This window comes from Paenibacillus spiritus (assembly GCF_008710135.1).
GTDB classification, from domain to species: Bacteria; Bacillota; Bacilli; order Paenibacillales; family Paenibacillaceae; genus Paenibacillus_AQ; species Paenibacillus_AQ glufosinatiresistens.
The window spans coordinates 1-26,008 of the sequence record NZ_VYKK01000005.1 but is presented as its reverse complement, the minus strand read 5'-3'; the positions used below and the strand labels follow the sequence as shown (position 1 = coordinate 26,008).

At 58.2% G+C, this 26,008-nt stretch carries 28 protein-coding genes; 1 reads left to right on the top strand and 27 read right to left on the bottom strand.

Going from position 1 to position 26,008, the window contains the following annotated elements; translation table 11 throughout:
* Nucleotides 1-80: 80 nt before the first annotated feature.
* From F4V43_RS04650 to aroC, 14 genes are all read right to left on the bottom strand, one after another.
* Nucleotides 81-668: a histidine phosphatase family protein gene (locus tag F4V43_RS04650; RefSeq protein WP_150457085.1), complete on the bottom strand. Its 588-nt coding sequence runs from the start codon at nt 666-668 to the stop codon at nt 81-83.
* A gap of 109 nt (nt 669-777) precedes the next feature.
* On the bottom strand, nt 778-1,368 hold the full coding sequence (locus tag F4V43_RS04645; RefSeq protein WP_150457084.1) for a zf-HC2 domain-containing protein: 591 nt from the start codon (nt 1,366-1,368) through the stop codon (nt 778-780).
* Complete coding sequence (locus F4V43_RS04640) at nt 1,365-1,961, bottom strand: RNA polymerase sigma factor (protein WP_150457083.1); 597 nt, start codon at nt 1,959-1,961, stop codon at nt 1,365-1,367. Before F4V43_RS04640 ends, F4V43_RS04645 begins: the two co-directional genes overlap by 4 nt.
* A 599-nt stretch (nt 1,962-2,560) precedes the next feature.
* Entirely contained in the window at nt 2,561-3,652 is a 1,092-nt protein-coding gene (locus F4V43_RS04635; RefSeq protein ID WP_150457082.1) for a prephenate dehydrogenase, read from the bottom strand.
* 62 nt (nt 3,653-3,714) lie between these two features.
* Complete coding sequence (gene hisC, locus F4V43_RS04630; protein WP_150457081.1) at nt 3,715-4,812, bottom strand: histidinol-phosphate transaminase; 1,098 nt, start codon at nt 4,810-4,812, stop codon at nt 3,715-3,717.
* A 61-nt stretch (nt 4,813-4,873) separates the two neighbouring features.
* The gene (gene trpA, locus F4V43_RS04625) at nt 4,874-5,701 is read right to left on the bottom strand and encodes a tryptophan synthase subunit alpha (protein WP_150457080.1); all 828 of its coding nucleotides are present in this window, start codon (nt 5,699-5,701) and stop codon (nt 4,874-4,876) included.
* The gene (gene trpB, locus F4V43_RS04620; RefSeq protein ID WP_150457079.1) at nt 5,698-6,900 is read right to left on the bottom strand and encodes a tryptophan synthase subunit beta; all 1,203 of its coding nucleotides are present in this window, start codon (nt 6,898-6,900) and stop codon (nt 5,698-5,700) included. Before trpB ends, trpA begins: the two co-directional genes overlap by 4 nt.
* Nucleotides 6,900-7,598 carry a phosphoribosylanthranilate isomerase gene (locus F4V43_RS04615; RefSeq protein ID WP_150457078.1) on the bottom strand — a complete coding sequence of 233 codons (699 nt, stop codon included), beginning with the start codon at nt 7,596-7,598 and terminating at the stop codon, nt 6,900-6,902. Before F4V43_RS04615 ends, trpB begins: the two co-directional genes overlap by 1 nt.
* Before the next feature lie 4 nt (nt 7,599-7,602).
* The gene (gene trpC, locus F4V43_RS04610) at nt 7,603-8,424 is read right to left on the bottom strand and encodes an indole-3-glycerol phosphate synthase TrpC (RefSeq protein WP_150457077.1); all 822 of its coding nucleotides are present in this window, start codon (nt 8,422-8,424) and stop codon (nt 7,603-7,605) included.
* Complete coding sequence (trpD, locus tag F4V43_RS04605) at nt 8,411-9,460, bottom strand: anthranilate phosphoribosyltransferase (RefSeq protein ID WP_150457076.1); 1,050 nt, start codon at nt 9,458-9,460, stop codon at nt 8,411-8,413. Before trpD ends, trpC begins: the two co-directional genes overlap by 14 nt.
* Before the next feature lie 34 nt (nt 9,461-9,494).
* On the bottom strand, nt 9,495-11,045 hold the full coding sequence (trpE, locus tag F4V43_RS04600) for an anthranilate synthase component I (protein WP_150457075.1): 1,551 nt from the start codon (nt 11,043-11,045) through the stop codon (nt 9,495-9,497).
* Nucleotides 11,046-11,390: 345 nt separating this feature from the next.
* A complete protein-coding gene (gene aroH, locus F4V43_RS04595) occupies nt 11,391-11,759 on the bottom strand; it encodes a chorismate mutase (protein WP_150457074.1) in 369 nt (122 codons plus the stop codon).
* Entirely contained in the window at nt 11,753-12,856 is a 1,104-nt protein-coding gene (aroB, locus tag F4V43_RS04590) for a 3-dehydroquinate synthase (protein ID WP_150457073.1), read from the bottom strand. Before aroB ends, aroH begins: the two co-directional genes overlap by 7 nt.
* Before the next feature lie 3 nt (nt 12,857-12,859).
* Nucleotides 12,860-14,029 carry a chorismate synthase gene (gene aroC, locus F4V43_RS04585; RefSeq protein ID WP_150457072.1) on the bottom strand — a complete coding sequence of 390 codons (1,170 nt, stop codon included), beginning with the start codon at nt 14,027-14,029 and terminating at the stop codon, nt 12,860-12,862.
* Nucleotides 14,030-14,662: 633 nt separating this feature from the next.
* Here aroC and F4V43_RS04580 point away from each other — a divergent pair.
* The gene (locus F4V43_RS04580; protein ID WP_150457071.1) at nt 14,663-15,817 is read left to right on the top strand and encodes a hypothetical protein; all 1,155 of its coding nucleotides are present in this window, start codon (nt 14,663-14,665) and stop codon (nt 15,815-15,817) included.
* Between the two features lie 141 nt (nt 15,818-15,958).
* Here F4V43_RS04580 and F4V43_RS19650 read toward each other — a convergent pair whose 3' ends face one another.
* The 13 genes from F4V43_RS19650 to spoIVA form a co-directional block, all read right to left on the bottom strand.
* Entirely contained in the window at nt 15,959-16,123 is a 165-nt protein-coding gene (locus F4V43_RS19650) for a hypothetical protein (protein ID WP_191089476.1), read from the bottom strand.
* 151 nt (nt 16,124-16,274) lie between these two features.
* Nucleotides 16,275-17,072: a CheR family methyltransferase gene (locus F4V43_RS04575; protein ID WP_150457443.1), complete on the bottom strand. Its 798-nt coding sequence runs from the start codon at nt 17,070-17,072 to the stop codon at nt 16,275-16,277.
* A 28-nt stretch (nt 17,073-17,100) separates the two neighbouring features.
* A complete protein-coding gene (ndk, locus tag F4V43_RS04570) occupies nt 17,101-17,544 on the bottom strand; it encodes a nucleoside-diphosphate kinase (RefSeq protein WP_150457070.1) in 444 nt (147 codons plus the stop codon).
* A 90-nt stretch (nt 17,545-17,634) separates the two neighbouring features.
* Entirely contained in the window at nt 17,635-18,603 is a 969-nt protein-coding gene (locus F4V43_RS04565) for a polyprenyl synthetase family protein (protein ID WP_150457069.1), read from the bottom strand.
* Nucleotides 18,600-19,460: a menaquinone biosynthesis protein gene (locus tag F4V43_RS04560; RefSeq protein ID WP_150457068.1), complete on the bottom strand. Its 861-nt coding sequence runs from the start codon at nt 19,458-19,460 to the stop codon at nt 18,600-18,602. Before F4V43_RS04560 ends, F4V43_RS04565 begins: the two co-directional genes overlap by 4 nt.
* Complete coding sequence (locus F4V43_RS04555; protein ID WP_150457067.1) at nt 19,457-20,065, bottom strand: UbiX family flavin prenyltransferase; 609 nt, start codon at nt 20,063-20,065, stop codon at nt 19,457-19,459. The genes F4V43_RS04560 and F4V43_RS04555 overlap by 4 nt, the downstream gene beginning before the upstream one ends.
* Nucleotides 20,062-20,937, bottom strand: a complete 876-nt coding sequence (locus F4V43_RS04550) for a UbiA-like polyprenyltransferase (protein ID WP_150457066.1) — start codon at nt 20,935-20,937, stop codon at nt 20,062-20,064. The genes F4V43_RS04555 and F4V43_RS04550 overlap by 4 nt, the downstream gene beginning before the upstream one ends.
* Nucleotides 20,930-21,667, bottom strand: coding sequence for a demethylmenaquinone methyltransferase (locus F4V43_RS04545; protein WP_150457442.1), 738 nt, complete (start codon nt 21,665-21,667; stop codon nt 20,930-20,932). The genes F4V43_RS04550 and F4V43_RS04545 overlap by 8 nt, the downstream gene beginning before the upstream one ends.
* 18 nt (nt 21,668-21,685) lie before the next feature.
* Nucleotides 21,686-22,453 (bottom strand): heptaprenyl diphosphate synthase component 1, encoded by a 768-nt coding sequence (locus F4V43_RS04540; protein ID WP_150457065.1) that lies wholly within the window; start codon nt 22,451-22,453, stop codon nt 21,686-21,688.
* Nucleotides 22,454-22,730: 277 nt separating this feature from the next.
* Nucleotides 22,731-23,195 carry a hypothetical protein gene (locus tag F4V43_RS04535; RefSeq protein ID WP_150457064.1) on the bottom strand — a complete coding sequence of 155 codons (465 nt, stop codon included), beginning with the start codon at nt 23,193-23,195 and terminating at the stop codon, nt 22,731-22,733.
* Nucleotides 23,196-23,267: 72 nt separating this feature from the next.
* A complete protein-coding gene (gene mtrB, locus F4V43_RS04530) occupies nt 23,268-23,516 on the bottom strand; it encodes a trp RNA-binding attenuation protein MtrB (protein WP_150457063.1) in 249 nt (82 codons plus the stop codon).
* A gap of 101 nt (nt 23,517-23,617) precedes the next feature.
* On the bottom strand, nt 23,618-23,890 hold the full coding sequence (locus tag F4V43_RS04525; protein WP_038697055.1) for an HU family DNA-binding protein: 273 nt from the start codon (nt 23,888-23,890) through the stop codon (nt 23,618-23,620).
* A 259-nt stretch (nt 23,891-24,149) separates the two neighbouring features.
* The gene (gene spoIVA, locus F4V43_RS04520; RefSeq protein WP_150457062.1) at nt 24,150-25,628 is read right to left on the bottom strand and encodes a stage IV sporulation protein A; all 1,479 of its coding nucleotides are present in this window, start codon (nt 25,626-25,628) and stop codon (nt 24,150-24,152) included.
* Nucleotides 25,629-26,008: the final 380 nt, after the last annotated feature.

The following is a 26,008-nucleotide window of genomic DNA, read 5'->3' as shown; positions in this document are numbered from 1 at the left end:
ATACCATTATGGGAAATGAAGCTTTTTTTATTCCATTGCTGGCAAAAAAAATAACCCGCTGACGGGTTATCGTTGGCGGGTTATCGCTGGTTCTGCAAAATATGGCGGGTGCAATTATAGAGCAGCGGATTCCATGCCGCTTCCTTTTTCTCCAGTATAGTCAGGGACAGATTGCCGATGCGCTCCCGGTATTGGTTCTTATAGAGCGCGATATATAGCTGCGCCAGCAAGCCGCCGTGGGTTATGACAAGCAGATTCTGATCCGGATGCCTGGAAGAGATTTCTTCCATAAAAGCAAGCGCCCGGGCCTGCAGAGGCTCATCTTTCTCCTGGCCCAGGTCCAGCTGATCCCAGGCTGTTCCCCATTTCGCTTCGCGCTCCTCGGCGGTCAATCCTTCGATCTGACCGTAATAGCGTTCGCGCAACCGTTCATCGGGCTCCAGAAGAGGAATGCCAAGCTTCCCGGCAATGATCCGGCCTGTCTCCTCGGCCCGGCTGAGCGGGCTAGTGATGCAGGCATCCCAGCGGTAAGGCTCTTCCTGAAGCCGATCGGCGAGCAGTTGTGCCTGTCTGCGGCCTTCGTCGTTAAGGGGTATGTCACTTTGTCCCTGTATTCTTCCCACGGCGTTCCAATCGGTCAGACCGTGACGAATCAATCCGATTAACATCAAATGACATCCACCTTTCATTGTTTTTATTACTTTACCATAGGCAGCCTGCATTTGTCCCGCCGTCCAGAAGAAAGAGCCTCTGCCCGGCGAAGCGGACACAAGGCTCTTATTGTCTGCGGTAGCGATTGAGACGAAGCAGCGAGAAGACGGACAGCGCGATGCCGAGCATCGACAGCAGCATCCAATATTCCGGATGGGTCGGGTCCATGTTCACAACGAGCGGTTCGAATATTCCGCTCTGGCTGGACGCTACCGGCTGCGCCAGATCCCAGCCCGCCGATCCTGCGACTCCGGTCGGCATCATGCCGCTGGAAGCGGCGGAGGGCTCCGCGCTGTGCTGGAAGAAGACGAAGTAGAGAACACTGCTCAGGAACACGGCCAAGAAGCAGGAGATCCAGAGCATAAGACGCCGGCGAAACGGCACCGACGTCCCTGCGCTCTTGCCGTCCCCCGGAAGAAGCCAAGGGTTCTCCAGATAAATACGTTCCATAACCCGGGCGTTGATAGCCTCGGCGCGTTCATCGCTGACCGCATCCTGCAGGGATTGCGCCAGAAAGCTGCCTTCCTGAAGCAACGCCCATTCCGCCTGACAACCGGCGCAGTCCGACAGATGACGTTCCAGCTGTCTGCGTTCGGGGTCCTGGGGATTGACATCGATCAGAAGCGGCATCCGTTCCTGCGCTTCCCTGCAATTCATTGGCTGTTCATCCTCTCGGTGTGCTCATCATATAGAGGTTCATAAAAGTAAGATTCCAATTGAAGCTTCACGCTGCTTCTCGCGCGGAACAGCAGCGATTTAACGGAACTGACGCTCTGTTCCAGAACCAGGGCGATTTCCTGGTAATCCATCTGGTCGTACTCGCGCAAAATAAGCGCGGAGCGCTGTTTCTCGGGCAAATTATTAATGGCCTGGCGCACCAGATTCATTCGTTCGCTTCGCAGCACCGCTTGTTCAGGGGCCACATCCGCAGGCGCCACAGGCGTGTAGCCGCTCTCCTCAAGAGAGACATTGCCAGCCCGCTGCTTGCGCAGCTCGCTCAGAACCGTATTGCGGGCAATCGTATACAGCCAGGTTGAGAACGAGGCATCGACTTCCCGGAAGGAATGAAGGCTTCTGAACGCTTTGTAGAACGTTTCGGAACAAAGGTCCTCTGCGGCGTGCTCCAACTGCGAACTCTTAAGCATATGATAGACAAAAGCCAGAATTTTACGCTGGTAGCGGCGCATCAGCTCCGAATAGAGCTCCGTATCGCCTTGTTTGATCTGCTGAATTAACTGGGAATCCGTCATGGTGGGTGAGTCCTCCTCGCCATAGCACGTCGTTCCCCGCCGTATGTATCAATAGGTACCGGCCGGGAGTCAAAAAGTTGCGGTCTCTCCAAAATAAATTAACCATTCTGCTCGCACAATCACTATGTATATTCACAACTTCGGCTGTTCAGTCAATGGGTATGGGGAGTCGATCTTTCTCTCTATTCTCTAAAAATACTAATTCAGTGTATCACACTTCGGTCTGTTGTGACAAAAACAGACTTGTAACCTTATTCCATTTAATAGAAACCGGTTCCTTGTCGACACGAAAGCGCCATCTTTAGATGCCCGGGACTGATTTTCCGCAGCCTCTCTCGCAAAGTAAGCATTTTCAAAAAAGGGGTTGACAGAATGTAAACGTATACATATAATAAAAGTACAGTATGGTTTCTCTCCACTCCTATCCAATACTACTGCTCCAGTGAGCAGAGGCCGCTTCTTGTAAGCGGTCTTTTTTTTGTTCGCTGACCTCGGTGCAGACTTGTCCGGGCTCCGTCCCAATGTCCCCGCCCCAATGTCCCGATCCGCAGCAAGGCGGCCGGGAGAATCCCGGCCGCCTCTATCCATGAATGTGGTATTCAGACATATACCGTATAATCCTGATGCTGAAGCAGTTCTCTCGCCCGCTCCCAGTCCTTCTCCTGCCGGAAAGACAGCCTCAGGATGCCAGGCACATCCTCGCGGCTCTCGATTATCTGCATGTTGCTGAGGTTGATGCCCCGGTCTCCGAGTTCGGTAGCGATCCGGCCGATGATGCCGGGATGGTCCGGCACATCAATATGCAGATCGAACAACGGAGTAATGATTCCCTTGCGCCGCTCGGGAAGTCTTCCCCGGAAGTCTCCCGCCTCGGCGAAGGCGCGCTGAATACCGTCTCCGTCCGACGTCTCCAGAAGCCCCATGAACCGTTCAATCCCCCGGTTCCAATCCTGAAGCAGCTCCAGCATCACGCTGCGGTTGCTCAGCAGAATATCCCGCCAGATTACCGGATCGCTGGAAGCAATGCGCGTAATGTCACGGAAGCCGCCGGCCGCCAGCGTGCTGTAGAGCGAATCCTCATCATCGTAATCGTGAATCTGCTTCACCAGCGCCACGGCAATCACATGCGGAAGATGGCTGATCGCTCCGACAATCTCGTCGTGGCGCTCGGGGTCCATTCTTACAATATGCGCGCGGGTGTGCTGAAGCAGGCTGTGAAGCGCCAGATAGGCGTCTTCGGAAGCCCCCGGCTGAGGGGTAAGGACGTAGTAGGCGTTCTCGAACAGCAGACTCGAAGCCGCCTCAACGCCAGAACGCTCGGAACCGGCCATCGGATGGCCGCCGATGAACGTCGCGCCGCCCAGATCCAGCGCTTTGGCACAGTGTGCGATGCCTGCCTTCGTGCTGCCGACATCGGTTATAATGCAGCCGTCCTTCAGCGGCAGCTCGCTGAGCCGGTGAAGGTACTCTTCCAGCTTGCCCACCGGCACGCAGAGGAAGATGAAGTCGGCTCCCAGCGCCGCCTCCTCGAAAGACAGCGTTGCGCTGTCGACGACCCCTCTGCTCACATATCTGGCCGCGGATTCCGGCCGGTGCGCATGGCCGACCACCGTCATTCCGTCTCTTCCCTTGAAGCACAGCGCCAGAGAGCCGCCGATCAGGCCGACGCCAAAAATCGCAATTTTGGTCATGTCTTTCGTACAACCCTTCCCCATTAAGTTTCCGCAGCGCAGGCTTTACGGTTCGATCTTCTTCAAGCCTGCACGCTCTCCTCCTGCAGCACCGCTTCCAGCTCCCGGATAAAGACGCGGTTCTGCTCCGCGGACCCTACCGTCACCCGCACCCAGGTCGGATATAATCCGAAGCCGGCTCTTACAATGACTCCTCTGCGCATCAGCTGCTGAAAGACGTCCACAGCCGGCTTGCGCACATCGACCATGATGAAGTTGCCGTGAGCCGGGTAATAATCCAGGCCCAGCCGGTCGAACTCTCCCTGAAGCTGAACGATTCCCCGGGCATTCCGGTCCCGGCATTCTTCCACATACGCCTGATCGTTCAGCGCCGCCCGTGCGGCTGCTTGAGCCAGCGCCGTTGTGTTGAACGGCTCGCGCACCTGATTGATGAGCTGGATCACACCCGGCGAAGCCACTCCGTATCCGATGCGCAGCGCGGCCAAGCCGTAAATCTTCGAGAAAGTCCGGAGCACCGCCAGATTGCGGTACCGGGGCAGAAGGGCAATGCCGTCCGGATAATCGGAATCGGTCACATATTCATAATAGGCTTCGTCCAGGACTACGAGCACGGAGGATGGAACGGCGTCTAGGAACGACTCCAGCGCCGTACGGGAGACAATCGTTCCGGTCGGATTATTCGGATTGCAGATCCAGATGACCTTCGTCTTCTCCGTCACGGCCGCCAGCATGGAATCCAGATCATGGGTCCCGTTCTTGAGAGGCACCTCAATGCTGACCGCTCCTTCAATGTCGGCATTGCTCTTGTAGACCGAGAAGGTCTGATCCGCCATGATGGTCTCGTCGCCCGGCAGGAAGAAAGCTCTGGCAATCAGCGCTATGATTTCGTCCGATCCGCAGCCGAACAGAATCTGATCATTCTCGACGCCCAGACGTCCGGCAAGCTCGGAGGTCAGTTCAATGGCAGAGCCATCCGGATACAGGCTGATCTCATCCAGGACGCCCAGAATGGCCGCTTTGGCGCTGGGGGCCGGTCCGTACGGATTCTCGTTGGAAGCCAGCTTGATGACCTCGCTCAGTCCGAATTCCTTTTGCACTTCACCGATGGGCTTGCCCGGCTTATACACCGGCAGGTTGACGATATGCGGTTTCGGCTTCATCGATCTTCCTCCACTATTCAAATATCCCCCTCTGTACGAGGGGATCTGCATGCAAGTCGGCTCACGCCTTAGGTTTTAATTGTGCCACAAAATCATGGATTTGCAACAGACCCTCAGCAAGGGTCTGCGGATTCTCCAGCAGCGGAATCGCTTCTTCAACCTTGCGCACGATGGCGCTGCCGACCACTACTCCGTCGCAGATCCGGGAGAAGCGCTCCACCTGCTCGGCTGTCGAAATGCCGAATCCGACCGCAACGGGCAGATCGGTAGCTTCCCTCACCGAATGGATGAACCGGTCCACATCCGAATGAAACGAGGCACGCTCGCCCGTAACGCCCAGGGAAGAGACGCAGTAGACGAACCCGCTTGCTCCGTCCACAATTCGGGCGATCCGCTCATCCGAGGTTGGCGCAACCAGCGGAATCAGACTGATGCCCGCTTCCGAGCTGCGGCGGCGCATATCGGCCGATTCTTCGACCGGAAGATCCGGGATAATCAGCCCGCTGATCTCATGGTTCGTTAATTCTGCAAAAAAGGCATCCAGGCCCATCTGCAGCACCGGATTGTAATAGGTGAACAGAATGAACGGCAGTTCGCTGCCGTTCTCTCTGGCCTGCCGGGCCGTCTCCATGCAGACGCGGAGATTGACCCGGCCCCGGAGCGCCCGGGAAGACGCCCGCTGGATCACGGGACCGTCTGCCAGCGGGTCGGAATAGGGAACGCCGAGTTCCAGAACATCGGCGCCGGCCGATTCGAGTTCCCGGATAATCTCCAGAGTCGCGGCAATATCGGGGTCTCCAACGGTGAGAAACGGAATCAGCGCCGTGCGCCCTTCCCGCTTCAGCCGAGCGAAGGCCTCGTCGATCCGGTTGGTCGTTTGTGCAGTCACAGCGATCCCTCTCCTTCCGTATAAGCCATAATCGACTCCACGTCCTTGTCGCCCCGCCCGGAGAGACAGATCACGACGACATCCTCACTGGACAGTTCGGGCGCGATCTTGGCTACATGGGCGATGGCATGGGCGGATTCCAGAGCGGGAATAATCCCTTCTGTTACGCAGAGCAGCTTCAGCGCATCCAGCGCTTCCTTGTCGGTAATCGGAACGTACTGCGCGCGCTTGATATCCTTCAGGTAAGAATGCTCCGGACCGACGCCCGGATAATCCAGACCCGCCGAGATGGAATGGGCCTCCTGCACCTGTCCGTACTCGTCCTGGAGCAGATAGCTCATCGAGCCTTGGAATACGCCCTTCGTGCCTCTGCTCATCGTGGCGGCATGATACGGCGTATCAATGCCTCGGCCTGCCGCTTCCACGCCGATCATGCCTACCCCTTCATCTTCGACAAAAGGATAAAACATCCCGATCGCGTTGCTGCCGCCGCCGACGGCGGCGACAAGCAAATCCGGCAGGCGGCCTTCCGCCTCCAGAATCTGCCGCCGCGTCTCATCTCCAATGACGCGCTGGAAATTGCGGACCATCATCGGGTACGGATGAGGTCCCACCACGGAGCCGAGCACGTAGAAGGTATCATCGACATGGCTGACCCAGTAGCGGAGCGCTTCATTGCCTGCATCCTTCAGCGTCCGGCTGCCGGAGGTCACCGGAACCACTTCGGCTCCGAGCATCTTCATCCGGAAGACATTAAGCTGCTGGCGGCGCGTATCCTCTTCGCCCATGAAGACCTTGCACTCCAGGCCGAGCAGGGCGGCAACCGTTGCCGTGGCCACGCCGTGCTGGCCGGCACCCGTCTCGGCAATGACCTTCTTCTTGCCCATCATCTTCGCCAGGATGCCCTGTCCGATCGCGTTGTTGATCTTGTGCGCGCCGGTGTGGTTCAGATCCTCGCGCTTCAGATAGATCCGGGGTCCGCCCAGCGTCTCGGTGAGCCGCTCCGCATAGTAGAGCGGCGTCTCCCGTCCTGAATACTGCTTCAGCAGATAGTCCACCTGACGCCCGAACTCCGGGTCGGCGCTGAACTTGCGGTAGGCCTCCTCCAGTTCAATCAGCGCGTTCATTAAGGTCTCGGGTACAAAACGGCCCCCGAATGAGCCGAAGCGGCCCTGCTGGTCCGGTACTTGCTGGTTCATTAACCTTTCACCCTTTCGACAAAAGCCTTCATCTTGGCGATATCCTTCGCCCCTTCAGTCTCCACTCCGCTGGAGACATCCACTCCGTATGGCATATAAGCTCCGGTCAGCTCCCGGACGTTGCCGGGATGGAGTCCTCCGGCAACGAAGAGCGGCAGGCCCAGCTCCTCGGCCCGTTGCCGATAAGCCGGAATCCGCTCCCAGGCAAACGTCTTGCCCGATCCGCCCCGCCGGGCCGGATCGAAGGTATCCAGCAGCACGGCATCGACGGCTCCGGCGTAAGGGTCCAGATCCTTAGGTCCGTGTCCGGGGGCGCTGCCTGCATTCCGTTCCTCTTCCTCGCCGCCGACGGACAGCGCCTTCCACACCTGAATACCCGGATGGCGCCGTCTCGTCTCCCGGCAGTATTCCGGGCTCTCTTCGCCGTGCAGCTGCACGACGGCCAGCGGCACCTCGGCCAGAATCCGGTCCAGTTCCTCCGGGCCCGGATTCACGAATACACCGGCAGCCAGAGGAGGCTCCCCGTTCCGCCAGTTCTTCAGCTCGGCGGCCAGCTCTGCCGCCAGTCCGGCCGTTACCCTGCGGCGGCTCGGCGCGAAGACGAGTCCGATATAGTCGATCTCTAAATCTACCATAGATTTTAGCACTTCAACGTCCTGAAGTCCACAAATTTTCACTTTTGTCCCGCACCCGGCCATTTCTTCACCCTCGCCCTTTGCCGGCCGGAAGTCGGCCGAGCAGGCCATGTACCGCTTCCTCTACGTCATCGCGGCACATGAAATACTCGCCCACCAGCACGCCGACCGCTCCGGCTGAAGCCAGATAAGCAATGTCTTCCGGTCCTGCAATCCCGCTCTCGCTGATGACCGGCACGCCGGGGACCGCAAGGGCGGCCAGTTCCTCCGTCACTGCCAGCGACGTCTCGAAGGTATGCAGATTCCGGTTGTTGATGCCAAGCATGGCGCCTTGAAGCTCAAATGCTCCGGTGGAAGCCACAGCCTCCAATTCCGCCCGGCTGTGCACTTCAATCAGCACATCCAGCCCGAGAGAAGCCGCTTTGTCGGCCAAAGCCCGAAGCACGGAAGGCTCCAGGATCGCTGCAATCAGCAGCACCGCGTCCGCTCCCAGCAGACGGGCTTCAACAATCTGCCGCTCGTCGATGATGAAATCTTTGCGCAGCAGCGGCAGATCCACGGCTGCGCGAATCTGCCGCAGGTAATCCCCGCTTCCCTGAAAGTACGATTCATCGGTCAGCACGGACAGACAATCGGCGCCTGCCGCCGCATAGGCTTCGGCGATTCGGACCGGATTGAAATCCGGCCGGATCAACCCCTTGGACGGCGAAGCTTTCTTGACTTCCGCAATCAGCCCCATGGACCGGTTCCGGCCCTCGGTCAGTCTGCGCCGGAACCCGCGGGTCGGGGCCATCGCCAAGACGGCGCGCTCCGCCTCAAGCCGGTTAAAAGATCGCTCCAGGAGCGCGACTTCCTGTTTTTTGGTGGCGACAATTTTATCCAGATACATATTGAAGCTCCTTTGTGAGGGCTGTAAGCTGCTCCAGCTTGCGGAGCGCCGCGCCCGAATCGATTGTCCCGGCAGCCGTCCGGACCCCTTCCGCATGGCTGTCGGCCAGTCCTGCCACGTAGATGCATGCTCCCGCATTGGCCAGCACAATGTCCCGGTACGGGGTGAGGACGCCTTCCAGCACAGAGCGGATAATCGCCGCATTCTCGGCAGCATCTCCTCCAAGAACATCCTGCAGCCGGTGCTCCTGAAGCCCCAGGTCTGCCGGCCGGATTTCATAGGTTCTGATTTCGCCGCCCCGCAGCTCGGAGACCCGGGTTGGTCCCGAAATGCTGATCTCGTCCAGGCCCTCCAGGCTGCTGACGACCATCGCCCGTCTCGAACCCAGCTCTCTCAGTACCGCTGCCACCGTCTCCGTCTTCTCGCGGTCATAAATGCCGAGAAGCTGGCGGTCGGCCCCCGCCGGGTTGGTCAGCGGGCCAAGCATATTGAAGACGGTGCGGAAGCCCAGTTCCCGCCGCGGAGCGGCGGCATGCTTCATCGACGGATGATAAATCTGCGCAAAGAGAAAACAGATGCCGATGCTGTCGAGACAGCGGCGGGCCTGCTCCGCATTCAGATGAATGCCGACGCCGAGCGCCTCCAGCACATCGGCGCTGCCGACGCGGCCGGAAGCCGAGCGGTTGCCGTGCTTGGCGACCCGCACACCGGCCGCCGCCGAGATCAGGGCGGAGACCGTCGAGATATTGAACTTATGGATGCCCGACCCGCCGGTGCCGCAGGTATCGAGCAGTCTTCGGTTCTCGGTGGAGACCCGGCTGCCGAATCCGCGCATCGCTTCTGCGAAGCCGGTAATTTCCTCGACCGTCTCTCCCTTTATTCGTAGAGCCGTCAGCATCGACCCGATCTGGGCCGCAGTCGCTTCACCCTCCATGATCGCGCCCATAAGCGCGCGCGCTTCGCCGCGCTCCAGATTCCGTCCCTGAAGCAGGCTGCTGATTCCTTCCTGCATAAGCTGCTGGGCATTTGCACTCATTCTCATCTTCTCCTTCCTCCGCTTCCTCCCCGGGTCAACGCACCCGGTACAAGTAATCCTGATTCAGTATGCCGCTCTCCTGACTGCGTCTCGGGAACATGGCCTCCGCGATGCGGATGGCCTTCAGCATTCCTGCCGCTTTGTTGACGGTCTCTTCATACTCCTTCTCCGGCACCGAATCCCAGACAATGCCGGCTCCCGCCTGAACATAAGCGCGGCCTCCGCGGAAAATGATCGTCCGGATGGTAATGCAGGAATCCATATTGCCGGAGAAGCCCAGATATCCGATCGCTCCGGCGTAGGCGCCGCGCGCCTCTTTCTCCAGCTCCGCAATAATCTCCATCGCCCGCAGTTTCGGAGCGCCGGAGACGGTGCCGGCCGGCAGGCAGGACAGAAAGGCGTCGAAGAAATCTTTGCCTTCGGCCAGCGTGCCGGAGACATTCGATACCATATGCATCACATGGGAGTACTTCTCGATCTCCATGAAGGAATCGCATTTTACCGTTCCAAAAGCCGATACCCTGCCCAGATCGTTGCGGCCCAGATCGACCAGCATGAGATGCTCCGCCCGCTCTTTCTCATCCTCAAGCAGTTCGGCGGCGAGTTCCCGGTCTTCCGCTTCGCTCTTGCCCCGGGGACGGGTTCCGGCAATCGGCCGGGTCTCCACCCGGTCGCCGTCTACTTTGACGAGCGCTTCCGGAGAGGTGCCGACGATGATGTCCTCATCCATTTTCAAATAGTACATATAGGGGGACGGGTTGACGGTGCGCAGCACCCGGTAGACCTGAAGGGGCGAAGCTTCGGTGTCGATATGGAAGCGCTGGGACAGGACCACCTGGAAGATATCGCCCGCCCGGATATACGCCTTGGCTTGTTCCACATTGGCAATGAACTGCTCCTTCGTCAGGTTGGACTCAATCCGGCCCAGCTCCGTCTCCTGCGGAATGCTGCGGGTGTTGAGGTTCTCCTTCGGTCCTTCCCGGTGAAGCTCCTCCGCCGTCTCATCCAGCTTGCGCACCAGCGCTTCATAGTTGGTCCGGATATTCTCGTCGGTATCGCCGTCCTTCACATGCAGATTGCCGACCAGCAGAATCTGCTGCTTCACATGATCGAAGACGATGATGCGGTCGCAGAACATGAACCGGATGTCGTCCATTTGCAGATCGTCCTTGGCGTGCGCCGGAAGCTTCTCGTAATACTGAAGCAGATCGTAGCCGAAGAATCCGATCGCTCCGCCTGTGAAGGGCGGCATTTCCGGCAATTTCGGAGAGCGGTAGGAGCGCAGCAGCGTCTTCAGCTCCTCGACGGGCTTGCCTGTGAGCGTTCGCTGCTGGCCGCCGATCTCGACGTGAACTTCGCCTTTCTTCCCGGTAATCAGAAGGAACGGATCGCTGCCGATGAACGAATAACGCGCCCATTGGACCCCGCCCTCCACACTTTCAAGTAAAAACGCCCGGTCGCGCTCTGCGTAGCGCTGAAACAGCCGGATCGGCGTCTCCATATCGGCCAGCAGGCGTTTGACGACCGGAATCAGATTGTACTGCCGTGCCAGGGACAGGACTTGCTCTACCTTGGGACTCGTCATTTCGCTCGTTCCTCCTTCTTCTGACTATACAAAAAAGACTATACAAAAAACCTCTGCCCATAGGACAGAGGTGGTTGGCATTCGCATAGGACCATGCAGAGGATGCGCAGGTGCCGCGGCCGTTCTCCCGCCATCTTCCTTCCGTCAGCCACCGGTCCCTGTGGACCCGTGCGCCAATCGGCGGTCAATGAAGGGCTACGCCAGGCGGATTCCGGTTCTTACCCGGTGTCCCGCATCCTTCCATATGTACTTCGCTCTGCTCTGCTCAACTTCGCTCAACTCTGCTCTACTCGGCTAAGACCACTATACTCGATAACGCCTTGCTTTGACAACCCGAAATCAGGATTATTCCTCGGCCAGGTCCGGCCGCAGTCGCTGCGCTTCGCCCAGATAGACATGACGGATCTCACGCTGACTCTTGTCCGTGTTCACCTGTACGAGCAGCCGGATGCAGCGCGGCAGACTGCCCTGCACCGGAATCTCGACGGCGCACATCAGCGGAACGAGCTCCCAGCCCTCCAGCCGGCGCACCGCCTGCGCCGGGAAGGTGGCATCCAGATCCTGGGTCATGGTGATCCAGACGCAGCTTACATCCTCAGGCTTGAAGCCGTTGCGTTCCACAATCTCGCGCAGCAGGATTGCCGTCTCCTGAAGAATTTCCTGTTCATCGTTGCGGCTGACCGTTGCCGCGCCGCGTATGCCCCGGTTCACCATGGGCTGTCCCCCTTCTTCAATTGGCCGATCACTTCTCGTACCGCACTCTCTTCGATGCCTTCCACGATGCTCACCGAGCCGATCGACTCCGGAAGGATAAAGGTGACTTTGCCCTGCTTGAATTTCTTGTCGTGCATCATCGCCTCGATCAGTTCATCTTCGCTGTACCGGTCCGGCAGCACAGTCGGCAGCCCGAAGGCCTTCAGCACACGGATCGTATCGGTGTAGATCGCACGGTCCCGGCCCAGCTTGACCGCAAGGAGAGCCGAGCCGGCCATCCCGATCGAAATGGCTTCCCCGTGAAGAAACGTTCCGTAGCCGCCGACCGCCTCGATCGCATGACCCAGCGTATGCCCGAGATTTAAGATCGCCCGGATTCCGAATTCCCGTTCGTCCTGGGTGACAACGCCTACCTTGATCGCGCAGCTATGTTCCAGCGCCTCTCCGATAAGATCCGGCCGGAGGGCCACCAGTCCCTCCGCATGTTCTTCCAGCCAGGTGACGAATTCCGGATCGATCATGAGTCCCTGCTTCACCACTTCGGCCAGTCCGGACAGAATCTGGCGTTTGGGCAACGTCTTCAGCGCGTCCAGGTCGTAGACGACCATCTTCGGCTGATGGAAGGCGCCGATCATATTCTTCGCCAGCGGATGATTGATCGCCACCTTGCCGCCGACGCTGCTGTCGTGGGCAAGAACCGTTGTAGGAAGCTGCACGAATGCGATGCCTCTCATATACGAAGCGGCCACAAATCCCGCCAGATCGCCGACCACGCCTCCGCCAAGAGCCAGCACGGCAGAGCTGCGGTCCAGTCCGCCGGTAATGGCGGTCGTCATAATCGCTTCAAAGTTCTCCAGCGATTTGGACGCCTCTCCGGACGGAATGGTGTGAACGACAGTCCGAAACCCTTCGTCCGCCAGCGAGGAAGCTACACGGTCCAGATACAGCGGACCTACCTCGCTGTCCGTTACTATAAGAAGCGGACTCTGGAGCGGGAATCCCGCCTCCCGGCAGAGCCGGCCGACCTCCGGCAGAAGGCCCGGCCCGATATGGATCGGATAAGAGCGATCCCCCAGATCTACCTTCAACGTCCTCATCGCTTAGTACCTCTCCAGCTGGGCCTGGTAAGCCTCGACATTGGCCCGGATCTCTTCCATCGAATCGCCGCCGAATTTGTCGAGGAACGCTTTGGCGATCTCCCAGGCCACCACGCTCTCCAGCACGACGCAGGCTGCCGGCACGGCGCAGGCGTCGGAGCGTTCCACCTGGGCGGAGAACGGTTCCTTCGTGTCGATATCCACGCTGCGCAGCGGCTTGTAGAGCGTCGGAATCGGCTTCATGACTCCCCGCACCACAACCGGCATTCCGTTGGTCATGCCGCCTTCGAAGCCTCCGAGCCGGTTGCTGGCCCGGTAGTAGCCGCGCTCCGGATCGTACAGAATCTCGTCGTGAACCTGCGAGCCCCGAAGCTTGCCCGCTTCAAAGCCGATGCCGATCTCGACGCCCTTGAAGGCATTGATCGACACGACGGCTCCGGCAATGGCGGCATCCAGCTTCCGGTCGGCCTGCACATGGCTGCCGAGTCCGATTGGAACGCCTTCCACGATGCATTCGACAATTCCTCCGACCGAGTCTCCTTCTTCCTTGATCCGGTCTATGTACGCTTCCATCTTCTTCTCCGTTTCGGCATCAACCACCCGGACCGAAGAGCGTTCCGTCTGTTCGATCAGCTCGTCTGCGCTCAGATCATTCGCCGGGGCTTCGATTTCCCCGATGCGGATGACCTGTCCTGCGATCTTGATTCCGAACTGCTCCAGGAACTGCCGCGCCACCGCTCCGACCGCCACCCGGGCTGCCGTCTCCCGCGCGCTGGAACGCTCCAGCACGTTGCGAAGATCGGTCAGATTATATTTCAAGCCGCCGTTCAGATCGGCATGTCCCGGACGCGGGCGGTGCACCCGCCGCTTCTCTTCGTCGCTGCCCGGGATCGGCTCAATGTTCATAATATTCTTCCAGTGCGTCCAGTCCTTATTCTCTACCACGAGCGCAATCGGCGCTCCTGTGGTATAGCCGTGGCGAACACCGCCCACAATCTGGGCCGCATCCTTCTCGATCTGCATCCGCCGCCCGCGGCCGTAGCCCTTCTGACGGCGCTCCAATTGGTGATTCAGCCGCTCAAAATCAAGCTGCAGGTTGCTCGGCAGCCCCTCGATAATCGCCGTCAACTGAGGGCCGTGCGTTTCCCCCGCGGTCAAATAACGTAAACTCATGCAGCGTTCCCCCCATACTTTCAGACTGTAAACCACTAAAATCTTAATGTCTTTGCTCATTATAGTATAGGGGATTCCCGTTTGACAAGAAGCAACGGCCAGTGCAAATAACCTCGTTCATCAAAAGGGACCCCCCGGTTATGGAGCGCCCAAGAGGGTCCGAACGCCCTCGTACAGCCCCTTGGGTTCAAGCACCGGCCAGCTCTTGCAGCGCTTCCGATACGGAAGCCGTGTCGCACCGGCTCACACAGCCGTATACCCAGTTCCGGCGCTCCGGCGCTTCCCGGACGGCAACCGGTTTCTGCGCGATTTGGGACAGCTAGTTTTATATAAAAATTAATATTTTTAAAAAAAATGGATTTACATTTTATGTCAATCTAGTATACTCGGTTTTACAAAGAGTCCCGTCCCTAATAAATTTGATGCTTATATTCAAGAAGCTATTCATGACGAGTTAACGCTGACTTTTAATCAAGATGGAGACTTGGTATCTGCCGAGCGCTCAAAGCGAGGAGACACACCGAGTGAAGATCAAAGTACTACAACAGATAGAGATGAGTCCTATGGATATGTTGATTACAAATTTCATTTAAGCTCGTTCATCACTTACCACGACCACAGGAGGAATGAGGTTTGAGAACCCGTCTAACCCCGCTCATTATCGGATCGATTTGTCTGGCCAGTCTTGTTCTATGTCGTACTTCTTTATCCGCCCCAACTGCATCTGCGAATTCCGCCGCGTCCCCGGCTTCAGCGATCTTATCTTCGGCATTAAGTGACAATGGCAGCCAGGTCTATCCCGTGGATAACCGCTCTGTTCTCGTTCGGGTCGATAACCGCATAGACGCGGCCAAAGACCGTCTGGTTCTGGTCGATCTCCAAGACGGAACGCTTATCAAGGATTTAAGCAGCAACCAAGATATTCTGGATGTTCACACGCTCTCACACCCGAACAAGCTCATTGTAATCAGCAGGTCCTCTTCCGGCAAAATCATTAAATTGGTATACAATGACCAGGGAACCCAACTCCGTTCATTTCAATACCCCATATCCGTTGATTCCAGTGCTGAAGCGAAATGGGCGGCGCCCTACGGCAAAGTAAATGAACGTCTAATGATTCGAACGGGCAGCAAGTTCTCCTTGTATGAACCGGCCAGCAAGTCGGCTTTAGCAATCTGGAATGCCTCATTGGATGACAATTCCGGATATGAATTCTTGCAAATCGACGATTGGGATTTTGCGGCTTACCCCTACCTTGCCATTAAATATTACTTACAGGGAATCATGTCAGATTCCTATGAGGTGCAGACTGTTAACTTGTATTCCCGGTCCGCCGCAGTGCTCAATCGGCCTTCCTACAACACCCGGCTGCAAATCGTAGACCGCAACAAGCTGGAGCTGTGGAGTTCCTACACTTACTCGGATACGCCTTCGGGGAATTCGCCGGTACCTAAACCAGCGGAGCGGCAGGCCTTTCATTCGCTTTATCTTTTGAATTCCGGACAGTTTCTGCGGCAAGATACTCATCTATTTAACCAGACGCCGGGGCGGATCTCGGGGTGGAAGACGCAGCTGTCCGGCGCATACGTATGCGTACAGGACTTGGGCACAGGGGCCTGGAGTCTGTATAATCGCATTTCCGGCGTTCCCATTGCTCTGAATCAGAGCGGGTTACCAAGCCCCTGGCTGTTTCTAAGCTATGATCCCGATGCACGCGCGGCATACTTTCTGTTCTCTTCCCAAGAGAGTAGTAATCCCCCCTCCGTAAAAAAAGTCCTTCTTCCTTAAGCTTCCGTCCTTGCAGCTCCTCACCCGCTATAATCCGGGCCGGTTCCCTGGCCCCCTGTCTGTCGCACACACCCCAAGCGGCACAGTTGCAACTGTGCCGCTGCTCTTGTCGTATCGCCCGAACCTGCGGTGCGGATGGCTTCAGCTTCCGCCGACAGGAGGACCGGGGTGCGGCCCTGGGTGCCGCCCTTCCTCCTGGAGGAGCAGACGGTCCAACTGCGTGTTCTCTACGCCGAGAATCTGTCCGCATTCTTTCCGCGTAATCAGCCCGCGGCGGTACGCGTGTATGACTTGATCTTTATCCATTGGGAATCGACCTTTCATTGGGCTTAGAGGGCATGGAGCTGCGGCTTCTAATTTCAGTATGACTGCGGGAGACGCTTCGTATACCCGAAGCCAGGCAAAAGGACGCAGCACAAAGCCGGGTCCTTTGCGGAACCCGGCCGGGAGATACAGCTTATTTTTTACGGTAAAAGAACGTTTCGGTCGACTCGAATCCGTACTGGGAGGGGGTGAAGATCTGCTCCGTGCTGCCCACGAACAGATAGCCTCCCGGCCGCAGGGCGGCGGAGAACTTGTGATAGAGCTTGGCCTTCGCTTCCTCGGTGAAGTAGATCATTACATTGCGGCAGATAATCAGGTCAAAGCCGGTGTCGAACGTATCCAGCAGCAGGTTCTGCTTGCGGAAGTCAATGCCTGGCTTCAAGGACTCGTCCACCTTGTACATAACGCCTTCAGGCTTGAAGTAACGTTCAGCGACCTCTTTTGGCACATCCTTGAGCGAGCGCTCCAGATACATCCCCTGCTTGGCCTTGGCCAGCGCGCCGTCGTCGATGTCCGTCGCCAGAACGCTGGAAGCCGCAAGCAGCTTCTTGTCCGCCAGAATCATGGCCAGCGTATAGGGCTCTTCGCCGGTCGAGCAGGCCGCGCTCCACAGCTTCAGCTTCCGGGAACTCTTCGTCAGCTCCGGCAGTATGGTATCCCGCAGCACCTCCCACCGGTTCGGGTTGCGCCAGAATTCGGAGACGTTGATCGTCATCCGGTCCAGAAACTCATAGAATAAATCCTTGTCCTTCATCATCGCGGCAAAAAAGTCGGCAAACGTGTGAAAGCCGTTCTTCTGCCGCAGTGTGGTCAGACGCCGCTTCATCTGGGCTTCTTTGTACTGGGAAAGGTCGATTCCGGTGCTCTTGTTCACATTGTGAATGAAACCGAGGTAATCGGGATCGGGAGTCGAAGTTTCGCGTTCAGACATCATGTCAGTTCCTGCCTTCCGCCTGTCCCTACATCCAGGCCGATATGGTCTTGTCGTACGTGTTGATCTCTTCGGGCGTGAAGAAGTTGGCAATCTCGCGCGCCGCGCTCTCCGGCGAATCCGAACCGTGGATCAGGTTCAGCGGCGTATGGCTGGCAAAGTCTCCGCGGATGGTTCCCGGCAGCGCTTCGCCCACCTTGGTCTTGCCGATCAGCAGCCGGGACAGAGCAATGACATCGTCGCCCTCCCAGACCATCGCGAACACGGGACCGGACGTAATGAACGATACCAATTCTCCGAAAAAGTCCTTCCCTTCATGCTCGGCATAATGCCGTCTTGCCTGCTCCTCGGTGACGGTAATCAGCTTGGCCGCCGCCAGCTTGAAGCCCTTGTCTTCCAGCCGGGCCACAATGCGCCCGATCAGACCGCGCTGCACGCCGTCAGGCTTGATCATCAGATACGTTCTCTCCATTGGCTCACACTCCGTATTTGGCTTTGTGTTCGTCATGTAGCATATCTTACCAGAATCAGCCCCCGCTGTTAACGGGGAATTTGCACGAAATCAGTATGCCCGGCCGGTGACAAAATGAGCGATGTCGCGCAGATTGCGCTTCGTCCGGTTATTGGGGAGCTGATCGAGCGCGGCCAGCGCCTTGTCGACATACCGGGAAGCCAGTTCTTCGGCCCGCTTGATGCCGTCGCCGGTAAGAATCAGATCAATGGCCCGGCCGGTACCCGACCGGCTCTCGCGAATGCGCCCAATCTCGCCGAGCAATTCTCCGCGCAGCCGCTCGTCTTCCAGTGCGTAAATAACCGGAAGCGTAATATTGCCCTGCCGCATGTCACTTCCCGGCGGCTTGCCGATCTGCTTCTCCGTTCCGGAGAGATCGAGCAGGTCGTCGCGGATCTGGAAGGCCATCCCGACGTTGTAGCCGTAGCTGTACAGCAGCCGGACCGCCTCTTCGTCGGCCTCCGCAGCGAGCGCGCCGAGCTGACAGCTGATGGCGATAAGGAGCGCCGTCTTGCGCCGGATCCGCCGCAGATAATGGCGGACGGTCTGTTCGCAGTTGAAGAAGTCGCGGATCTGCTCCATCTCGCCGATGGACATCTCAACCATCGCTTTGGACAGGATGCGGTGAATCCGCGGGTTCGGCAGCCCAGCCGTCAGAGCCAGCGCCTTGGCGTAGATATAGTCGCCGGTGTACATCGCGATTTTGTCGCCCCATTTGGCTTTGACGGTCGGTTCGCCCCGGCGGGTATCGGCGTCGTCGATGACGTCGTCGTGCACAAGCGAAGCGCTGTGGATCAGTTCAAGCGGAATGGCCACCCGGCTCAGCTTGTCCAGATCGTACTCGCCGAATTTCCCGCCCATGAGGACGAAGACCGGACGAAGCCGTTTGCCGCCCGCTTTCAGCAGATGGAGCGAGGTTTCGGTCAGCAGTTCTCCTCCGCCTTCGACGCTGCGGTAGAGCTGTTTCTCCAGAAGGTCCATGTCCTTGTTTAAATACCCGAATAGCTGGAATCGTTTCATTCTTTCACCCGTGTCAACAGATTGTCGCGCCAAAGCTCCATCTTCACCCGCTTCGGCAGCAGCCCGAGCTCGTGAGCATAGCGGAAATAGAGATTCAGGCCTTCCTGCTGCCTTTCCCCGAAATCATAACATAAATGGCGGAAATAGCTGTACCAGTAGTCCGCAACGCCTCCGACGGCGGCGCAGGCCGCCTGCACGACCCCGGACAGGTCCTCCAGATTGCGGCGCTTGCTCGTCCTGAAGGCGTCCGAAACCGCAGCAAGCCGCTCCGGCCGCGAGGCGGCTGCGCTGCGCGAGACGGCCCATACGGCAAACGTCATGCTGCAACCTGTGAAATCCTTCCACAGTTGGCCGAGGTCGGTGACGGTAAATCCGCTCCGGTCCCAATCGGCCCGGATGGCATGATCGCCGATCAGCAGACAGGCATCCGCCGAAGCCATCATCGCCGTCAGATCCGGTTCAGCCGTTCTGTACGCCGGCGAGCGGCCCAGCGCGTAATGCATCAGAATCTTAAGCAGATTGACCGACGTCGCCGAGGTCCGGGTTACGGCGACGGTATTCAGCGGCGCTGATTCAAGCGGTCCGCGGGTAAACAGCAGTATCGAACCGACCGGCCCCTCGGCGCTGACGGATAAATCCGGCAGCAGCAGCAGCCGGTCGCTCGCTTCGGCATAGGCGAAGGAGGACAGGGCTCCGATATGGATCGTGCCTTCCTGCATTCCGCGGTTCAGCTCCGACGGAACCTCGCTCAGCATGCGCGCCGGAAATCCGAGCGATGCACAGTCGAATCCGTGGTATACCGGCCAAGAGTTGGTATAACTGATTTTGCCGATTACGGTTGTCTCTTGTCCAGTCATTCCCCGCTCCCCCATCTCCGGAACAGCGTATGGTCGATCCGCAGACTGTCCAGCACTTTGCCGACCATAAAGTTCACCAGATCATCAAGGGTCTGGGGGCCGAAATAAAAGGCGGGCATGGCCGGAATCAGGGTTACGCCGAGCCGGGAGAGCTTCAGCATATTCTCCAGATGAACGGCGTGCAGCGGCGTCTCTCTCGGCACAAGCACGAGACGGCGTCCTTCCTTCATCATGACATCTGCGGCCCGGGTCATCAGGTTGTCGGAGGTTCCGTTCGCCACGGCCGACAGCGTGCCCATCGAGCAGGGCATAACAATCATGCCTTCGACCCGGAACGAGCCGCTCGCAATGGAAGCGCCGATGTCGCTCACGGGGTGATACAACAGAGAACCGGGACCGGCCCCGAACTTGTCGTTCAGCAGGCCCTCCCGGTCGGTGACATTCCAGCCCAGTTCCTCTTTGATCACGCGCCATCCGGCGTTGCTGACCACCAGATGCACCGTCATCCCGAGCCGGAGCAGCGTCTCGGTCAGCCGCACGCCGTATATGGCGCCGCTGGCTCCGGTTATACCAACCACATAGCTTGCGGAAGAAGGAGTACTCATCGGTATGTCTGCACCACCAGATCAATCAGAGTAAAGGAGAACACGACGATGCTGAGCACGCCGTTCATCGTGAAGAAAGCCGTCTGAAGCCGGCTCAGATCGCTCGGCGATACGATATGATGCTCATAGAACAGAATCAGATAAGCGATGACCATCCCGGCTACATAGAACCAGCTCAGATCGGCCAGGAAGAGCAGCGAAATGAATCCGATTCCGGTCAGGATGTGAAACGCCGCCGCGATCCGAAGCGCTCCCGCAACGCCGAAGCGAACCGGAATCGAATACAGTCCTTCCCGGCGGTCGAAATCTACGTCCTGGCAGGCATAGATCACATCAAAGCCGGCGGTCCAGAACACAATGGTAATGTACAGCACCATCGCCGTCAGATCCACATGTCCGGTAACGGCGACCCACCCGCCCAGCGGAGCAAGCGCAATGGTCAGGCCCAGAATCAGGTGGCAGGCCCAGGTGAACCGCTTGGTGAACGAATAGAACACCAGCAGGAAGACTGCGATCGGCAGCAATTTCGCCGACAGCGAATTCAGCTTGAAGGCTGCCCAGAACAGCAGAAAGAAGGAGACCGCGACGAAGACGATCACCTCTCCCACCTTCAGCAATCCGGCAGGAATAGCTCTTCCCGCCGTGCGCGGATTCTTCGCGTCGCTGATCCGGTCAATCAGCCGGTTCAGGCCCATCGCTGCGCTTCGGGCGCCGAACATGGCAATAACAATCCAGCCGATCTCGGGCCAGCTTGGCAGCTTGTCCGAAATCACCATGGAGCCCAGCAGGGCGCCCATAAAGGCGAACGGCAGGGCAAACACGGTATGCTCGAACTTAATCATTTGCATAAATACGCCGATTTTCTTAAACATTCGGATTCTCCTTGACGCCAAGATGTAATGCCGCGATGCCTCCGGTCAAGGGGAAGGATTCCACCGCCGTCAGTCCGCACTCCCGGAATATGCCTTCAAGCTGCTTGCGGTCCGGGAACATGGCCAGAGATTCCGGCAGCCATTTATACTGCTCGTAGCTCTTGGCGAACAGCTTGCCCATCAGGGGCAAAATTCGGCGGAAATAGAAATAATAAATGCCTTTGAACGGCTGGGCCGTCGGCTTGGACAGCTCCAGGCATACCACCATGCCGCCCGGTTTCACAACACGTTTCATTTCGGCAAGCACCTGCTTCGGATCAGGCACATTCCGGAGCCCGAAGCCGATGGTCGCGTAGTCGAAGGAATTGTCTCCAAAAGGAAGGCTCATCGCATTGCCCTGCACGAGCGAAATCTGTTTATCCATTCCGCGCTCGGCAATTTTGCGCCGCCCGACGGCGAGCATGCTCTCGCTGAAGTCGAGACCGACAATGCTGCCGGTTCGGCTGGCATCGGCCAGCGATATGCTCCAGTCGCAGGTGCCGCAGCACAGATCCGCCGCCGTATCGCCTTCCCGCATCGCCATCTTCTTCATGGCAAAGCGGCGCCAGGCTTTATGCCGGCGGAAGCTGAGAAGATCGTTCATCGTATCGTATTTGCCGGCTATCTTCTCAAACACGGAATGAACATACTGCTCTTTGGGCTTCATTTCTTCCTCGCCGGCTGTTGTCATCTTGTTCATGAATGCTACTTACGCCTCCCCCGACGCTTGTTCGGTTCTCGCAGGCTGCGCTATCCAAGCGCCCAAGGCAAGTTCCAATGCTGACCGCAGCGCTTCTTCACGCACCCCGGCCACCCGTGCGGCGATCCGCTCCCGGGACTCGCGCAGCTTGTCCGACAGCCGTTCCCGCATCTCATCTCCCGCATCCGTCTCTGTCTTGTTCCGTTCTTCCCAGGCCAGCGCTTCATACAGGCCCAGCTCCCGCAGCAGCGACAACCATAGCTCCTGATAAGAGGCCCCGATCAGAGGAGTGAACGACCGGAAAAGCACCGTATTCAATTCGGCCAGCATTTCCATTCGCGCTTCTCCCTCCGGCGCCCTGCTGCCTTCTCCGTACAATTCGGCCTTCTTCACATTGTATTCGGCAATCGCCTCGCTGAGGGAACCGACCCTCTCGATCTCGCCTTTCTCGGCGAGCAGCCGGTAGAACCAACTGCTGAAATAATCGCCGGCCAGCACTTTCAGCTGCCGCGAGCGCATCGCCTCTTCCCCGCTTCCAAGCGCGGGCCGCTCGATCTCTTCATGGGTGTCCAATCCCAGCTGGACCAGTCCCGTCACAAGCGCGTAGAGTTCGGCCAGTTCCTCTCTATTCGTGGAAGGGACACGGCTGCCGCAGCTCACAAAGGCGTACAGCAGCGCCCCCCGGGCGTCCGCGAACGGCGGCAGCTCCGTGTGCCGCTGAATCATGTCGTAATGGGTATATTGTTGGGCGGTTTGCGGTACGCGATACGATTTCATGTCAGCCTCCGAGCGGTTTTTCCATAACCGGTTGTTCACAATCTTGTCTATTATATCATATGTGATTTCTTCTCGCACAGTCCTGCCGCTCTTCTTAATCCCCGGGTGTCAAAAAGCGGAACCCGCTCTTCCACAGATCGCTCTCCCTCAGGCGCAGCAAATTCCGAAGCGGCTCCGTCGGAGGCCCGCTTCCGAGCGACAGCAGAGCGCTCCGGACCGATGCGTCCCACCGGCCCCGCCGGACATCGGCGGCCAGCAGCAGACGCGAGGTCCCCTGTCATTTGTCCACCGCGATGATACGCAGCAGCACCTGATTGACGTTGTCCGTGCGCCCGAAGGCAAAGTCGAGGACGTCGGCGATATTCAGGTAAACCTCGCCGGGAGGCTGCGCGCTGTCCGTTACCTGCAGATCCAGCGACAGCGCGCCGTCGCTCCAGCCTGCGCGGCCAATCGGCAGCGTCAGCGGCAGGGCAGCCAGCTCGTCGACGAGGGTGCCGCCGCTGAGCTGCACCGGTTCGCTTGATGCCATGACGGGGCGTTCCCCGCCATGGCGCACGCTCCCGTCCAGCCCGGCAAGCGCCGGCAGGAGAAAGGCGAACAGCAGCGTTGCCAGCAGCGCGGCGGCAAGCCGGCCTTTTGGAATAAGCGCCATCCCTCTCCCCTCCCGTCTGCCGAAATGCGGTATACCCCAATATATGGAGCAGAAGGGCGGGCTATGCCGGAGGCGGGATCCGCGCTCCATGAAAAAGAACCCCACAGACGTGGGGCTTGGCAGCTAGAGTGCCGGAGACGCGGGGCGGAAGACCGCCATCCGCTAGACTCCGCTTTCGGTTCGTCCGTGCTTCGTGTGAATCTCCGCCCTGCCGCGAATCTTGATTGCGGAAGTGTGGTCGGTGAACTGCGCAATCAGCACTTCGCCTTTGTCGAGCTTCTCCGTATGATGGAACCGTGTGTCGAGACCGCGGGTCAGACCGATGACCTGGACGCCGTTCTCGACCGCCTTGACCACCACATAATCGTTCTCCGCCGACTTGGCCGCCGGAACGCTCTTGTTCTCGCTCATCTTGCCGCCTCCTTGCCGATAATCTATAAGGTGTAAGATCAACAAATGCCGCCCTTTCAGGCGGCATCGTGTGTGCTACTAGGAATCGATATGTAGGAATCTTATTTGATTCCGTCTTTAAGCGCCTTTCCTGGCTTGAACGCCGGAACCTTGCTCGAAGGAATTTCGATTTCTTCGCCGGTCTGCGGATTGCGGCCCTTGCGTGCGGAACGCTCGCGTACCTCAAAGTTGCCGAAGCCAACCAGCTGTACCTTATCTCCGTTCTGCAGAGCTTCAGTGATTGCCTCGAATACGGCATCTACCGCTTTGGTAACGTCCTTCTTGGGAAGTTCCGTAGCTTCTGTCACCTGGTTGATCAGATCAGATTTGTTCATTCATTTCACCTCCCCGACAAATGCTTGTTACTGTTCACTCTTTCCGTTTCAACGCAAAATATACGTAGATTTACTGCGAAGAGCAAGCTTATGGCCATCCTTACCTCAGGATGCGCAACAAATTTATAGTAATACAGGCGCTCCACAATTTCAAGGCAATCCTGAAAAAGAGCGCGCAAAAAGGGCGTTCCTTCGGCCTTTCGGCCATGAAACGCCCTCCTTGACGCGTCAGCGAGAATGGGAGGATAAGAAGAAGCGGCTACAGAATAATGGCGATCAGACCGCCGGAGCCCTCGTTAATAATCCGCCCGAGCGTCTCCTGCAGCTTGTAGCGGGCGTTGTCGGGCATCATGGCAATCTTGCCCTGAATTCCTTCCCGCACTATGCTGTGCAGCGAACGGCCGAAGATATCGGACTCCCAGATCTTGATCGGGTCGTTCTCGAAATCCTGCATCAGGTAGCGGACCAGCTCCTCGCTCTGCTTCTCGGTGCCAATGATGGGGCTGAATTCCGATTCCACATCCACGCGGATCATATGGATGGAGGGAGCGGTCGCCTTCAGTCTCACACCGAACCGCGAGCCCTGGCGGATCAGTTCCGGCTCATCGAGCGCCATTTCCGCAAGGGACGGCGCCGCGATGCCGTATCCGGTCGTTTTTACCATTTCCAGCGCTTCCGAGAACCGGTCGTATTCCCGCTTGGCGTGCGAGAATTCCTGCATCAGCTGAAGCAGATGATCCTTGCCGCGGATTTCGACGCCGACCACTTCCATCAGCACCCGGTCATACAGCTCTTCCGGCGCGTACAGGTCGATTTCGGCCACGCCCTGGCCCATGTTCATGCCGCTGAGCCCCGCCCGGTCAATAAAATCATATTCGGCGAACTGGGCGACCAGACGGTCTACATCGCGCAGGCGGCGGATGTCGCGGACCGTGTCCCGAACCGAATTCTCGTAGCTGCTGCGCAGCCAGTGGTTCTCCGGAAGCACCATGACCCAGCTCGGGAGATTGACGTTCACCTCATGTACAGGGAATTCATACAGCACTTCGCGCAGCACGCCGGTGACGTCTTCCTCGGACATACTGGCCGCGCTCAGCGTCATCACCGGGATATCGTATTTGGCCGCAAGCTCGCCCCGAAGCTGCTGCACCTCTTCGCTGCGCGGACGGGTCGAGTTAATGACCAGCACGAACGGCTTGCCGACTTCCTTCAGTTCGGCGACTACCCGCTCTTCGGATTCCACATAAGAACTGCGGGGGATTTCGGCGATCGTTCCGTCCGTCGTAACGACAACGCCGAGCGTAGAGTGCTCCTGAATAACCTTGCGGGTGCCGATTTCGGCCGCCTCCTGAAAAGGGATCGGCTCCTCGAACCAGGGCGTCGATATCATCCTCGGCCCGTTCTCGTCCTCGTAGCCCTTCGCTCCTTCCACCGCATAACCGACACAGTCCACCAGCCGGACATTGACCTCAAGACCCTCGGCTACCTTGATCTGCACCGCATTGTTCGGCACAAACTTCGGTTCGGTGGTCATGATGGTTTTGCCCGCGGCGCTCTGCGGCAGTTCATCCACGGCCCGCACCCGGTCGGCTTCGCTGGTGATATTGGGAAGCACGATCGTCTCCATGAAGCGCTTGATGAACGTCGATTTCCCCGTGCGGACGGCGCCGACAACTCCCAGATAAATATCGCCGCCGGTCCGTTCGGCAATGTCTTTGAAAATATCCACTTTTTCCAAAAGAGATCCCCTCCTCATATGCTTCCGAAGAAAAATGCCGTTCCAGCATCGACTTCGCGCTTGGCGCCTTGCGTCCGCCCTGCCGGGCTCCATCTGCGCCGGCTTTCCGGCCTGGCTTCGGCCTCATTATCCCTGTCCCGTGCGCCAAGTCCCGAATGCCCGGACATGCATTTGGACTAGTATCATCCTATGTATCCGAATCGCATTTATGCCGGTTATCCGCAAAAATTGCGTCTGCCGCCGGCAGACGGGATACGAACCCGCACGCTTTTCGGCGCCCGAAGCCTTCCCGTCATTTGTATGCGGTCCCTGCGCCAAAAAGAACCCCGCGCGAGTGAACTGTGACCCGGATTGTGGACGGTAAATGTAAAGGGCCGGCA

Coding starts and splice junctions, on each gene's coding strand:
- F4V43_RS04650 (WP_150457085.1), bottom strand. CDS start 668: ATGTTAATCGGATTGATTCGTCACGGTCTGACCGATTGGAACGCCGTG.
- F4V43_RS04645 (WP_150457084.1), bottom strand. CDS start 1,368: ATGAATTGCAGGGAAGCGCAGGAACGGATGCCGCTTCTGATCGATGTC.
- F4V43_RS04640 (WP_150457083.1), bottom strand. CDS start 1,961: ATGACGGATTCCCAGTTAATTCAGCAGATCAAACAAGGCGATACGGAG.
- F4V43_RS04635 (WP_150457082.1), bottom strand. CDS start 3,652: ATGACCAAAATTGCGATTTTTGGCGTCGGCCTGATCGGCGGCTCTCTG.
- hisC (WP_150457081.1), bottom strand. CDS start 4,812: ATGAAGCCGAAACCGCATATCGTCAACCTGCCGGTGTATAAGCCGGGC.
- trpB (WP_150457079.1), bottom strand. CDS start 6,900: ATGAACCAGCAAGTACCGGACCAGCAGGGCCGCTTCGGCTCATTCGGG.
- F4V43_RS04615 (WP_150457078.1), bottom strand. CDS start 7,598: ATGGCCGGGTGCGGGACAAAAGTGAAAATTTGTGGACTTCAGGACGTT.
- trpC (WP_150457077.1), bottom strand. CDS start 8,424: ATGTATCTGGATAAAATTGTCGCCACCAAAAAACAGGAAGTCGCGCTC.
- trpD (WP_150457076.1), bottom strand. CDS start 9,460: ATGAGTGCAAATGCCCAGCAGCTTATGCAGGAAGGAATCAGCAGCCTG.
- trpE (WP_150457075.1), bottom strand. CDS start 11,045: ATGACGAGTCCCAAGGTAGAGCAAGTCCTGTCCCTGGCACGGCAGTAC.
- aroH (WP_150457074.1), bottom strand. CDS start 11,759: ATGGTGAACCGGGGCATACGCGGCGCGGCAACGGTCAGCCGCAACGAT.
- aroB (WP_150457073.1), bottom strand. CDS start 12,856: ATGAGGACGTTGAAGGTAGATCTGGGGGATCGCTCTTATCCGATCCAT.
- aroC (WP_150457072.1), bottom strand. CDS start 14,029: ATGAGTTTACGTTATTTGACCGCGGGGGAAACGCACGGCCCTCAGTTG.
- F4V43_RS19650 (WP_191089476.1), bottom strand. CDS start 16,123: ATGGATAAAGATCAAGTCATACACGCGTACCGCCGCGGGCTGATTACG.
- F4V43_RS04575 (WP_150457443.1), bottom strand. CDS start 17,072: ATGTCTGAACGCGAAACTTCGACTCCCGATCCCGATTACCTCGGTTTC.
- ndk (WP_150457070.1), bottom strand. CDS start 17,544: ATGGAGAGAACGTATCTGATGATCAAGCCTGACGGCGTGCAGCGCGGT.
- F4V43_RS04565 (WP_150457069.1), bottom strand. CDS start 18,603: ATGAAACGATTCCAGCTATTCGGGTATTTAAACAAGGACATGGACCTT.
- F4V43_RS04560 (WP_150457068.1), bottom strand. CDS start 19,460: ATGACTGGACAAGAGACAACCGTAATCGGCAAAATCAGTTATACCAAC.
- F4V43_RS04555 (WP_150457067.1), bottom strand. CDS start 20,065: ATGAGTACTCCTTCTTCCGCAAGCTATGTGGTTGGTATAACCGGAGCC.
- F4V43_RS04550 (WP_150457066.1), bottom strand. CDS start 20,937: ATGTTTAAGAAAATCGGCGTATTTATGCAAATGATTAAGTTCGAGCAT.
- F4V43_RS04545 (WP_150457442.1), bottom strand. CDS start 21,667: ATGACAACAGCCGGCGAGGAAGAAATGAAGCCCAAAGAGCAGTATGTT.
- F4V43_RS04540 (WP_150457065.1), bottom strand. CDS start 22,453: ATGAAATCGTATCGCGTACCGCAAACCGCCCAACAATATACCCATTAC.
- F4V43_RS04535 (WP_150457064.1), bottom strand. CDS start 23,195: ATGGAGCGCGGATCCCGCCTCCGGCATAGCCCGCCCTTCTGCTCCATA.
- mtrB (WP_150457063.1), bottom strand. CDS start 23,516: ATGAGCGAGAACAAGAGCGTTCCGGCGGCCAAGTCGGCGGAGAACGAT.
- F4V43_RS04525 (WP_038697055.1), bottom strand. CDS start 23,890: ATGAACAAATCTGATCTGATCAACCAGGTGACAGAAGCTACGGAACTT.